Here is an 11,372-nt window from a genome sequence, read left to right as displayed (position 1 = left end):
ATCCGATGCTGATCGACAGCCACGTCAACCTGCACGCGCCGCAATTCGATGAGGACCGGGACGCCGTCATCGCCCGGGCCCGCGCTGCGGGCGTGAAGCTGATGGTCAACATCAGCGACAAGGTCTCCCACTTCCAGAAGGTCCGCGAGCTCGCCGACGCGCCGGACATCTGGTGCACCGTGGGCACCCACCCGCACGAGGCCAGGGAGAATCCCGGCCTCGCCGCCGCCGACCTGGTCCGCCTGGCCGAGGACCTTCGGGTGGTCGGGATCGGCGAGACGGGCCTCGACTTCCACTACGACCTCAGCCCCCGCGAGGTGCAGGCCCAGGTCTTCCGCGCCCACGTCGCCGCGGCCCGCCGGACCGGACTGCCGCTGGTCGTCCATACCCGCGAGGCCGACGCGGCGATGGGCGACATCCTGGAGGAGGAGCACGCCGCCGGCCCCTTCCGCCTGCTGATGCACTGCTACACCAGCGGGCCGGAGCTCGCGGCCCGCGCCGCGGCGCTGGGCGCCTGGTTCTCGGTCTCCGGCATCGCCACCTTCAAGGCCGCCGCCGACGTCCGCGCGGTGATCGCCGACATGCCCGCCGACCGGATCATCGTCGAGACCGACTGCCCCTACCTGGCCCCCGTGCCGCACCGGGGCCGTCGCAACGAGCCGGCCTACATCGTCCCCGTGCTGGAGAAGCTCGCCGAGATCCGCGGCTGGGGCCGCGAGGAGGCCGAACAGCGCACCGAGGACGCCTTCTTCGCCCTCTTCGACCGGATTCCGCGCCCATGACCGGCGTGCTGGAGGTCACCATCCTGGGCAGCGGGTCCTCCGGCGGTGTGCCGCGGGCCGACGGCGACTGGGGCGCCTGCGACCCCGCCGAGCCCAGGAACCTGCGCACCCGCTGCTCTCTGCTCGTCCGTCGGCTGGGCAAGGGGGCGGAGCAGGAAACGACCCTGGTGGTCGACACCTCCCCCGACTTCCGCCTGCAGGCGGCCGGCGCCGGGGTGAAGCGACTGGACGCCGTCCTGCTCAGCCACGACCACGCCGACCAGACCCACGGCATCGATGACGTCCGCGCCTTCTTCCTGCGCCAGCGCGCGTTGATCCCGTGCCACATGGACACGGCGACCGCCGCCTCGACGATCCGTCGCTTCGGCTACCTCTTCGAGGGGGAGGGGGGCTATCCCGCCATCTGCCGCCCCATGGCCTTGCCCGCGCATGGCCAGGCCTGGGCGGTGGAGGGGCCCTCCGGCCCCATCCCCGTCGTCAGCTTCGATCAGGACCACGGCGGCATCCGCTCCATCGGCTTCCGCTTCGGCGGCGTGGCCTATTCCAGCGACGTGGTCGGTCTGGACGACGAGGCCTTCGAGGCCCTGGCGGACCTCGACGTCTGGATCGTCGACGCCCTGCGCTGGCGGCCGCACCCGACCCACGCCCATGTCGACATGGCGCTGGAATGGATCGCGCGCATTAAGCCGAAGCGGGCCATCCTCACCAACATGCACGTCGACCTGGACTATCACGCCCTGGCCGCCGCCCTGCCGCCCGGCGTGGAACCGGCCTTCGACGGCCTTCGCTTCCGACATCAGCTTGAGCATGGAATCTTCTGATGTCTCAATTTCTTAAGCTCGGATTCCTGGCCTCCCGCAACGGCTCCAGCGCCCGGGCGATCCTTGGCGCCATCGAAGCCGGAAGTCTTAACGCCGAGCCGCGCCTCGTCGTCTCCAACAACCGCACGGCGCCGGTCCTGGAATTCGCCGCCGCTCGCGCCGTACCGACCCTCTGCATCCCGACCCAGTCCGACCCCGAGGCCGCCGACGGGGCTCTGCGCGACGCCCTGCAGGCCGCCGGGGTCGAACTCGTCGTGCTGTCCGGCTACCTGCGCCAGCTCGGCCCGCAGACCCTGGCGCGCTATCGCGGCCGCGTCCTCAACATCCACCCGGGTCCGCTGCCTGACTTCGGCGGCCACGGCATGTACGGCCGCCGGGTGCACGAGGCGGTGATCGCCGCCGGCGTCGCCGAGAGCGGCGCCTGCATCCATCTGGTGGACGAGGAATACGACCGCGGCCCGGTGGTGGCGCGCCGCGCCGTTGAGGTCCGGCCCGACGACACCGCGGAGACCCTGGAGGCCCGGGTGACGGCCCTGGAGCCGGGCTTCTTCGTCGAAACGCTGCAACGGATCGCTGACGGACGGCTCAAACTGCCCGCTTGACCCAAAGAAGAGCGCCCGATGTTCAGCCATATAACCCTGGGGGCCAACGACCAGGCTCGCGCTGAGGCCTTAATTTCTGATAATATTCCTTAGGCGAGAATTGGATGGTTTCGCCGGAACGGTGCAACACGGGCCGGCCGGCGCCTCGCTGTCCCAGCGCACCGACATGTGAAATGCTCGCCGAAATGGCTGACGTCCGACGCTCAGACCCAAGCATGGCGGCCTACGCCCTGCCTTGCCTGCCGCTGGCGGGCCTGGGCCTGCCGCTGGTCGTCTATCTGCCGGAGTTCTACGCCAGCGAACTAGGTCTGAGCCTGACGGCGGTGGGCGCGACCTTCCTGCTGGTGCGCCTGCTGGACATCGGCTTCGACCCGTTCATCGGCGCGGTGATGGACGCCACCCGCAGCCGCTTCGGTCGGTTCCGGCTGTGGCTGGCGCTCAGCGTGCCGATACTGATGGTCGCCACCTGGCAGCTGTTCATGGCCAGGCCGGGCGTCGGGACCGGCTATCTGCTGGTCTGGCTGCTGGCGGTCTACGCCGGAACCTCGATCTCCAGCCTGGCGCAGATCGCCTGGGGCGCGGTCCTGTCGCCCGACTACAACCAGCGCTCGCGGATCTACGCTTGGTGGCAGGCGGGCAATGTAGTGGGGATGGTGCTGGTGCTCACCCTGCCCGCCCTGCTGCCGTTCTTCGGAATCAAGGCCCACAGCGCCGGCGTGGCGGCCATGGGGTGGTTCGTGGTGGTGCTGACCCCGCTGACCGTGGCCTTGGCCGTCTGGCGCGTGCCGGAGCCCCTGGTCACCACGGCGCCGTCTCGCGCCAGCGCGGTCGACTACCTGGGACTGCTGGGGCGGCGCAACGTGCTGCGCATCCTGGCCGCCGACTTCCTGATCGGCGCGGGCCCCGCGATCACCGGGGCGCTGTTCTTCTTCTTCTTCGAGCGGGTGAAGGGCTTCGACAAGGGGGCGGCCAGCCTGCTGCTGCTGGCCTACTTCATCGGCGGTCTGGCCGGAGCGCCGCTGTGGGCCTGGCTGGCGGTGAAGCTGGGCAAGCACCGGGCGCTCGCCGTCTCCAACGGGATCTACGCCGCCCTGACCTTGTGCGCGCTGGCCATCCCGCCGGGGGACACGGTCGTCGCAGGCGTGCTGATGTTCCTAATCGGCGTGCCGTTCGCGGCCGGCGCCTTCCTGCTGCGCGCCATGATGGCCGACGTGGGCGACGAGGTGCGGCTGGCGACCGGCGTCGACCGCACCGGCCTGCTCTACGCCCTGCTTTCCGGTACGGTGAAGATCGGCTCGGCGGCGGCGGTGGGCGTCGCCTTCCCGCTGTTGCAGGCGTTCGGGTTCGACGCCCGGGCCAGCGGAGGTCCAGCGGGGCTGCATGGCCTGCAGGGCCTGTTCGTCGGCCTGCCCGCCGCCCTCTCCGTCCTGGCGGGCTGGCTGGTGCTGCGCCATCCGCTGACCGCCCGGCGTCATCGGGCCATCCGCGACGCGCTGGCGCGGGCGGACGCAAGCCCGCCCCTTGCGCCGGCCGTTGAATCGTCGCCTTCAGGGAGCCTTCATGCCCGCCCCCGCTCCCGCCCCGCCGACTGACCTGCGTCCCATCGACCGGCTGACCGCCATCATGGCCCGGTTGCGCGACCCTGCCACCGGCTGTCCCTGGGACGTGCAGCAAACCTTCGCCAGCATCGCGCCCTACACCGTCGAGGAGGCCTACGAGGTCGCCGACGCCATCGAGCGGGGCGACCTGTCCGACCTGAAGGAGGAGCTGGGCGACCTGCTGCTGCAGGTGGTGTTCCACGGCCGGATGGCTCAGGAGCAAGGCGCCTTCGACTTCGACGACGTGGCGACCGCCATCTGCGACAAGCTCGAGCGCCGCCATCCGCATGTCTTCGCCGGCGTCGCCTACGGCTCCATCGCCGAGCAGGGCGCCGCCTGGGAGGCCGGCAAGGCCGCCGAGCGAGCTGGCAAGGGCCGCGCCGCCAGCCTGCTGGACGACGTGCCCGTCGGCCTCCCCGCCCTCACCCGCGCCGTCAAGCTCTCCAAGCGCGCCGCGAAGGTCGGCTTCGTCTGGCCCACCGTCGGCGAGGTGGTCGCCAAGCTGCACGAAGAGGTGGGCGAGCTGGAGGCCGAGATCGCGGCCGGAGATCGGGAGAAGCTGCGCCAGGAACTGGGCGACGTGCTGTTCGTGGTCGCCAACCTCGCCCGCGCCCTCGACATCGAGCCGGAGGACGCGCTGAGGTCCACCAACGCCAAGTTCATCCGCCGCTTCCAGTTCATCGAGGCGGCGCTCGCCGCCCGAGGGCTGACGCCGGAGCAATCGGACCTCGTTGAGATGGACGCCCTCTGGGACCGGGCGAAGGCGGCGGAGAAGGGCTAGACCCGCACCTCGGCCTCAGGAAACATCTGCTCGAACTGTCCCAGCGCCTGGGCGCTCAGCCGCACGGACAGCGTGACGCCCCCTTCGGCGTCGGAGGTCCGCTGGGTGACGCGGCCGTGGCGGTAGAGCCAGGCGATCGCCGCCCCGTCGCCGGGGGGCACATGGGCGGCCACCGGCGGGGCGTCGTCCACCAGGCCGGCCACGGTGGCCAGCAGCGCCTCGCAACCCTGCCCGGTCGCGGCCGAGACCAGCTGCGCCGGCGGATGGACCCGCCGCGCGTCGCCGGCCAGGGCCTGTCGGGTCTCCAGGTCGAGGAGGTCGGCCTTGTTCCACACCTCCACCACCCGGCGTTCCTCGAGGTCCACGCCCAGCCGCTCCAGCACGGCGCGCACGTCCTGCGCCTGCGCCTCGCTCTCGTCGCTGGCGATGTCGCGCACGTGCAGGATCACGTCGGCCTCGCGCACCTCCTCCAGGGTGGCGCGGAAGGATTCCACCAGCTCATGCGGCAGGTCGGAGATGAAGCCCACCGTGTCCGACAGGATCGCCGGGCGGCCGTCCGGCAGCTTCAGCGCCCGCAGGGTGGGATCCAGGGTGGCGAACAGCATGTCCTCGGTCACCACTTCCGAGGCGGTCAGCCGGTTGAACAGGGTCGACTTGCCGGCGTTGGTGTAGCCCACCAGCGCCACCGTCGGATAAGGATGCCGCTGGCGCGCCGCGCGCTGCAGGGTCCGCGTGCGGCGCACCTCGAGAAGGTCGCGCTTCAGCTTGCCGATCCTCTCGGCCAGCAGCCGCCGGTCGGTCTCGATCTGGGTTTCGCCCGGGCCGCCCATCACGCCGAAGCCGCCGCGCTGCCGCTCCAGGTGGGTCCAGGTGCGCACCAGGCGCGAGCGCTCGTAGGAGAGCCTGGCCAGCTCCACCTGCAGCCGGCCTTCCCGCGTCCGCGCCCGGCGAGCGAAGATCTCCAGGATCAGGCCGGTACGGTCGAGGACCTTCACCTGCCAGGCCTTCTCCAGGTTGCGCTGCTGCACCGGGGTCAGGGCGTCGTCGATCACCGCGACGTCCGCCTCCACGTCCTCGCAGAGCCGGCCGATCTCCTCGACCTTGCCCTTGCCGAACAGGGTCGCAGGCGTGCGGCCGCGCAGGGGCGCGATCAGCGTCCCTGCGATCACCAGGTCCAGCGCCATCGCCAAGCCCGTGGCCTCGTCCAGCCGCGCCTGAGCGCTGCGCGAGGCGGAGCGCGCGTCGTGGACGGGATGGATCACGACCGCCCGCTGGGGCGGGGCCTCGCGATCAACTGCCTTTGATGAACTCAATCCTCGTCGTCTTCCGCCGGCTCGTAGAGCTGCACCGGCTGGGCCGGCATGATGGTGGAGATGGCGTGCTTATAGACCAGTTGCGACTGGCCGTCGCGGCGGAGCAGCACGCAGAAGTTGTCGAACCAGCTCACCACCCCTTGCAGCTTCACGCCGTTCACCAGGAAGATGGTGAGAGGAGTCTTCGACCTGCGCACGCTGTTGAGAAAGGTGTCCTGCAGGTTCTGTTTCTTGTCGCTCATGGCTTTTCGCCTCTTGTTTTTCATCGAGGGGCGACAGCCGCCCCCACACACAGTTTCGAAGTACGCAGGCTTTCACGGTCGAAGCAATCGCACTCGCGCGATCTAGACCGCCGTCGCCCTCGCCCGCTCGATATAGAGGCTCCGGAGCTTCGTCGCCACCGGACCGGGCTTGCCGTCGCCCACCGGCCGGCCGTCGATGCTGACCACCGCGGTGACCAGGGCGCCCGCGCCGGTGACGAACGTCTCCCTGGCCGAAAGCGCCTCGGCGACGGTGAAGGGGCGTTCGTCCACCGCGAGGCCGCTTTCGCGGATCACGTCGATCAGGGTGAAGCGGGTGACGCCGCGCAGGATGTTGGCGTTGGTGTCGCGGGTGCGCAGGATTCCGTCGGCGTCGACGATCCAGGCATTGGAGGCCGCGCCCTCGGTCACCAGGCCCATGTCGTCGACGAACCAGGCCTCGCTCGCTCCCGCCTCGGCGGCGGTCTGCCGGGCGAGCGCGTTGGGCAGGAGGCCCACGGTCTTGATGTCGCAACGCGCCCAGCGAGTCTCGGGCAGGGTGACCACCCCGATCCCCTTGGCCGCCTTGGCCTCGGCCGCCGCCCGGTCGAGGGACTTGGCGGTGACCACCACAGCCGGCGGTACGGAGCCCTGGGGAAAGGCGTGGTCGCGCGGCGCCACGCCCCGGCTGACCTGCAGGTAGAGCAGGCCGTCGCGCACCTTGTTCCGCCGCAGGGTCTCGCGCAGCACGACGGTCAGCGCCCGGCGGCCCATGGGTTCGGCGATCTTCAGCTCGCCCAGGCTGCGGGCGAGCCGCGCGAAATGGCCCTCGGCGTCGGCCAGCCGGCCGTCGAACACCGCCCAGACCTCATAGACCGCGTCGGCGAGCTGGTAGCCGCGGTCCTCGATGTGCACGCAGGCCTCGGCGTGGCGCACGTAGCGGCCGTTCACATAGACGATACGGCCCATCAGGCGAGGCCTTCCTGCGCGGTCGCGGAGAGGTTTGCGGCCGCAGACATCCGAACGCCGCAACTCGTCCCCTGCTTTCGGTAGGAAGCCGTTTTTCGGGGTGGCGAACAACACCTTTGAGCTCGGAGAAATGACTGTTGAATCAATGTCTTGATCGACCTCCGATGTGTTACCGGCGCTGAACCGGTCAGCACCGTGGGGTGTTGACCGGTAAAGACCTTGCGAGGCTCTTCACGCCTGGAAAGTGTAGCTCAAGCGGCGCTGTGCGCCAAGAACATAGTACGAACAAACAGGCCGGCCGGCGCACCTGAGGCCCCGCGCTCGCGTACGCCCCGGCGACCTCACGACAGAACCCGCGCCCCCTCCGCCACCGGCTCTTCAGCGGGCGGTCCCCCTCCCTCGTCCTCTTCGGGACGGGGGAGGAAAGGGGCGGGCTTCGCTTCGATCCACCGTCCCACTATTCGACCTCTTCCTCGACGATGCGGGCGTTCGACAGGCCAAGCGACTTCAGCTTGCGGTGCAGGGCCGACCGTTCCATGCCGATGAAGGCGGCGGTGCGAGAGATGTTGCCGGAGAAGCGCAGCATCTGGGCGTTCAGGTACTCGCGCTCGAACACCTCGCGGGCCTCGCGCAGCGGTAGGGCGATGATCCGCTCGGCCCCCATGCTCGAGCTCTGCTCGTTCACCGTGGCCTCCGCCGGCAGCATGTCGGCGGTGATCGGCTCCGCGGGATCGCCGGAGGCCAGGATCAGGATCCGCTCGATGTTGTTGCGCAGCTGGCGCAGGTTCCCGGGCCAGGCCCGCACCTGCAGGGTGGCGAGCGCGTCGTCCGCCAGCTTGCGCCTGGGCATGTTGGTGGCCTCGCTGATCCGCTGGATGAAGTCGTCGATCAGCATCGGGATGTCCTCGCGCCGCTCGGACAGGCCCGGCACGTTGATCGGCACCACGTTCAGCCGGTGGAACAGGTCCTCGCGGAACCGCCCCGCGGCGATCTCGCCGCGCAGGTCGCGCGACGTGGAGGAGACGACGCGCACGTCCACCTGCACGTCCGAGGACCCGCCCACCCGCCGGAAGCGCTGCTCGACCAGCACCCGCAGGATGCGGCTCTGGGTCTCGCGCGGCATGTCGGCCACCTCGTCGAGATAGAGCGTGCCGCCGTGGGCGCGCTCGAAGACGCCGACCCGGGCGGTGCGCCCACCCTCCCCCTCCTCGCCGAACAGCGCCTCGTCCATCCGCTCGGGCGTCATGCCGGCGGCGCTGATCGCCACGAATTCGTTGCGGGCGCGCGGGCTCGCCTGGTGGATCAGCCGCGCCACCGTCTCCTTGCCGGAACCGGGCGGGCCGGAGATCAGCACCCGGCTGTTGGCGCCGGCGACCTTGGCCACCAGGCCTCGCATCTGCTGGGCGGCGACCGACTTGCCGAGCAGCCCCTCGGGCGTGATCGCCTGGGTGCGCAGCCGCCGGTTCTCCCGCTTCAGGTTGGCCGACTCGAGGGCGCGCTCCACCAGCAGCAGCAGGCGGTCGGACTTGAAGGGCTTTTCCAGGAAGTCGTAGGCGCCGCGCTTGATGGCGCTGACGGCGGTTTCGATGTTGCCGTGGCCGGAGATCATGATCACCGGCAGGTCGCCGTCGAGGGCCTTGACCAGGTCGAGCAGCTCCAGCCCGTCCATCCCCCCGCCCTGCATCCAGATGTCGAGCACCAGCAGCGACGGCTTGCGGGCCCGGACCGCGGCCAGGGCCGATTCCGAATCGTTGGCCGTGCGCACCGCATAACCGTCGTCGGCGAGGATGCCCGCCACAAGGTCGCGGATGTCGGCCTCGTCGTCGACCACAAGAACATCAGCCGCCATACTTCATCCTCATGCCGTGGCCTTCTCCGGCGTCGCCTGCCGCCGCGCCCGCGACGAGGCCGGCAGGCGCAGGATCGCCCTGGCCCCCTGGCCGCCGGACGCGTCCGTCAGGACCAGCTCTCCGCCGTGGTCTTCCATGATCCGCTTGACGATGGCCAGTCCCAGGCCCGTGCCCTTCTCCCGGGTCGTCACGTAAGGCTCGGTCAGCCGGTCGCGGTCGCGGGCCGGCAGGCCGACCCCGTTGTCCTCCACCTCGAAGGCCAGACCGTGGTCGTCCGAGATCAGCCGGGCCTGAATGCGGCCCTCGCCGCGGCCCGCCTCGCCGTGCCGGGCCCCGATCGCCTCGGCCGCGTTCTTCAGAATGTTGGTCAGCGCCTGGGACAGCATGCGGCCGTCGACGAACAGCGCGACCTCCGGAACCGGCTCCTCCAGCTCCACCCTGATGTCCGGCGAAGCTACCCGCTGGGCGAAGACGGCGGCGCGGAGCAGTTCGGCCGCCGGCTGTTCGGCGAACTTCGGCGCCGGCATGCGGGCGAAGGCGGAGAACTCGTCGACCATCCGGCCGATGTCGCCCACCTGGCGCACGATGGTGTCGGTGCAGCGGTCGAACACCTCCAGGTCGTCGGAGGCCACGTTGCGGCGGAACTTCTTGCGGATGCGCTCGGCCGAAAGCTGGATCGGGGTCAGCGGGTTCTTGATCTCGTGGGCGATGCGCCGCGCCACGTCCTTCCAGGCGGCGTTGCGCTGGGCGGCCACCAGGCGGGTGATGTCGTCGAAGGTCAGCACCAGGCCGCGCTCGCTGCGGCTGGCGCGCACCCGCAGCCGGTGGGTCTGGCGGCCCCGCACCATGTCCACCTCGGCCTCGGCCTCGCCGGAGGCCACAGCCCGCTCGGTCACCTCGGCGAACTCCGGCGCCACGTCGGCCAGCCTGCGCCCCCGCCCCTCGTCGCCCTCGCCCAGCCCGACCAGGGCCGCAGCCTGCCGGTTGGCCGCCGAGATGCGGCCGTCGGCGTCCAGGCCGATCACGCCGGCGCTCACCTCGAGCAGCACGGTCTCGATGAATTGCCGCCGCTCCTGCGCCTCGGCGTTGGCCTGCCGGAGCGCCGCTTGCTGGACCTGAAGATCATTGGTCATCCGATTGAAGGCGCGGGACAAGACCGCGATCTCTTCAAAGTCCCCCGCGGAGTCGACCCGCGCGGTCAGGTCGCCGCTCGCGACCCGGCCGGCCGCCTGCACCAGCCGACCGACCGGCCCGGAGATGGCGTTGGCCAGCGACATGCCGAACCAGACCGCGCCCACGAAGACCAGCATGGCGGTCTCCACGTAGCTCAGCACGAACACCATCTGGATGCGCTGCCGGTTCACGGCGGCGTCGCGATAGGAGGCGATGGAGTCCGAGGTCTCCCGCAGGTGGCTGATGATCCCCTTCTCCACCGGCCGGGCGACGTAGAGGTAGGCGTCGGGATAGGCCTTCAGCCGGTAGATGGCGCGCATCAGGTTGGCCGACTCGACCATGCCCATGGAGATGTCGCCCTCGTCGGCGACCTTGAAGCTGAGCGCCGGCGGCACCGCGAAGGCCGGCGCGCCGGGGACCTCCGCGCGGCTCAGCGCCCGGCCTTCGCGATCGATCAAGTAGGCCGCGGGGAAGCCGTGGTAAGCGGCCTGCTGGGCGAGGAAGTGGCTGAAGGCCACCGGGCTGGCCTGCAGCGCCGGGGCGGCGTCGTTGAGGTCCCCGGCCATCAGCGTCACATGGTCGCCGATGTAGCGCTTCTGCTCATCGAGATAGCTCTGCGCCGCGGTGGCGGAATTGTTGACGATGGTCTGGACCCGTTGGCTGAACCAGTTGTCGACCCCCCTCGAGACCAGCACCCCGTAGAACAGCGCCACCACCACCGCCGGCGCCACGGCAGCGAAGGCGAACAGCGCCACGAAGCGCATGTGCAGCCGCGCGCCTGCGTCGTTCGCCTGGGCGCTGCGCAGCGCCATGAACCGCATGCCGACCAGCAGCGCGAGGGCCGCGATCAGCACCAGGTTGAAGCCCAGCAACGTAAGGATCAGCGTGCTGGCCGGTCCCAGCGGCCCGGTCTCCGGCGGAGAAGCGGCCAGCAGGATGGCGAACGCCGTCAGCCCCGCGGCCAGGGCGAATCCCCCGCCCAGCAGGTAGCGCGACCGCAACGTCGCCTGAAGGGGCGGCTCGGAGGGGCGGCTGGAGGCCAACGACGACATCGCCCGCGAGCCTAGTGTCCCGATTCCGAAGTTCGCAAGCGCCGGTGGCGGGCTCGGACGAACTTCGGAATTGATAAGGACACTAGGGAGTCCTTGTTTCTAGTATGCTTTTTGGATCTGAAGTCCGCTCCACGCTCGCCCCTTCAAGCGGGCGAACTTCAGATCCAGCACCCTAGGCGTTTGTGTGCCTGG

General features: G+C 70.3%; 10 protein-coding genes. 5 read left to right on the top strand and 5 right to left on the bottom strand.

All coding sequences use genetic code 11. The features are described from left to right. Positions 1-5: 5 nt before the first annotated feature. The 5 genes from VGL30_RS04125 (at position 6) to mazG (ending at position 4,584) form a co-directional block, all read left to right on the top strand. Complete coding sequence (locus tag VGL30_RS04125; protein ID WP_331537066.1) at positions 6-782, top strand: TatD family hydrolase; 777 nt, start codon at positions 6-8, stop codon at positions 780-782. Further along, positions 779-1,603 (top strand): MBL fold metallo-hydrolase, encoded by an 825-nt coding sequence (locus tag VGL30_RS04120; RefSeq protein WP_331537064.1) that lies wholly within the window; start codon positions 779-781, stop codon positions 1,601-1,603. The genes VGL30_RS04125 and VGL30_RS04120 overlap by 4 nt, the downstream gene beginning before the upstream one ends. Next, positions 1,603-2,205: a phosphoribosylglycinamide formyltransferase gene (locus VGL30_RS04115; protein ID WP_331537062.1), complete on the top strand. Its 603-nt coding sequence runs from the start codon at positions 1,603-1,605 to the stop codon at positions 2,203-2,205. The genes VGL30_RS04120 and VGL30_RS04115 overlap by 1 nt, the downstream gene beginning before the upstream one ends. Before the next feature lie 215 nt (positions 2,206-2,420). Then, complete coding sequence (locus VGL30_RS04110; protein WP_331537060.1) at positions 2,421-3,797, top strand: MFS transporter; 1,377 nt, start codon at positions 2,421-2,423, stop codon at positions 3,795-3,797. Next, positions 3,766-4,584 (top strand): nucleoside triphosphate pyrophosphohydrolase, encoded by an 819-nt coding sequence (gene mazG, locus VGL30_RS04105; RefSeq protein ID WP_331537058.1) that lies wholly within the window; start codon positions 3,766-3,768, stop codon positions 4,582-4,584. Before VGL30_RS04110 ends, mazG begins: the two co-directional genes overlap by 32 nt. Here the strand turns inward: mazG and hflX are convergent. The 5 genes from hflX to VGL30_RS04080 form a co-directional block, all read right to left on the bottom strand. Further along, a complete protein-coding gene (gene hflX, locus VGL30_RS04100) occupies positions 4,581-5,846 on the bottom strand; it encodes a GTPase HflX (RefSeq protein WP_331537056.1) in 1,266 nt (421 codons plus the stop codon). The genes mazG and hflX overlap by 4 nt on opposite strands. Before the next feature lie 47 nt (positions 5,847-5,893). After that, the gene (gene hfq / locus VGL30_RS04095; protein WP_331537054.1) at positions 5,894-6,139 is read right to left on the bottom strand and encodes an RNA chaperone Hfq; all 246 of its coding nucleotides are present in this window, start codon (positions 6,137-6,139) and stop codon (positions 5,894-5,896) included. Positions 6,140-6,241: 102 nt separating this feature from the next. Then, positions 6,242-7,105 (bottom strand): D-amino-acid transaminase, encoded by an 864-nt coding sequence (locus VGL30_RS04090; RefSeq protein WP_331537052.1) that lies wholly within the window; start codon positions 7,103-7,105, stop codon positions 6,242-6,244. A gap of 457 nt (positions 7,106-7,562) precedes the next feature. Then, a complete protein-coding gene (locus VGL30_RS04085) occupies positions 7,563-8,954 on the bottom strand; it encodes a sigma-54 dependent transcriptional regulator (protein WP_331537050.1) in 1,392 nt (463 codons plus the stop codon). A gap of 9 nt (positions 8,955-8,963) precedes the next feature. After that, entirely contained in the window at positions 8,964-11,180 is a 2,217-nt protein-coding gene (locus VGL30_RS04080) for a PAS domain-containing sensor histidine kinase (RefSeq protein ID WP_331537048.1), read from the bottom strand. Positions 11,181-11,372 lie beyond the last annotated feature (192 nt).

The sequence above is a fragment of the Phenylobacterium sp. genome, assembly GCF_036502675.1.
GTDB lineage: Bacteria > Pseudomonadota > Alphaproteobacteria > Caulobacterales > Caulobacteraceae > Phenylobacterium.
The sequence above is the reverse complement of the archived record's forward strand: the minus strand, read 5'-3'. Positions and strand labels throughout refer to the sequence as shown.

Bases quoted from the DNA above. Each gene is read 5' to 3' on its own strand.
- VGL30_RS04125 (WP_331537066.1), top strand. From the start codon at position 6: ATGCTGATCGACAGCCACGTCAACCTGCACGCGCCGCAATTCGATGAG.
- VGL30_RS04120 (WP_331537064.1), top strand. From the start codon at position 779: ATGACCGGCGTGCTGGAGGTCACCATCCTGGGCAGCGGGTCCTCCGGC.
- VGL30_RS04115 (WP_331537062.1), top strand. From the start codon at position 1,603: ATGTCTCAATTTCTTAAGCTCGGATTCCTGGCCTCCCGCAACGGCTCC.
- VGL30_RS04110 (WP_331537060.1), top strand. From the start codon at position 2,421: ATGGCGGCCTACGCCCTGCCTTGCCTGCCGCTGGCGGGCCTGGGCCTG.
- mazG (WP_331537058.1), top strand. From the start codon at position 3,766: ATGCCCGCCCCCGCTCCCGCCCCGCCGACTGACCTGCGTCCCATCGAC.
- hfq (WP_331537054.1), bottom strand. From the start codon at position 6,139: ATGAGCGACAAGAAACAGAACCTGCAGGACACCTTTCTCAACAGCGTG.
- VGL30_RS04090 (WP_331537052.1), bottom strand. From the start codon at position 7,105: ATGGGCCGTATCGTCTATGTGAACGGCCGCTACGTGCGCCACGCCGAG.
- VGL30_RS04085 (WP_331537050.1), bottom strand. From the start codon at position 8,954: ATGGCGGCTGATGTTCTTGTGGTCGACGACGAGGCCGACATCCGCGAC.
- VGL30_RS04080 (WP_331537048.1), bottom strand. From the start codon at position 11,180: ATGTCGTCGTTGGCCTCCAGCCGCCCCTCCGAGCCGCCCCTTCAGGCG.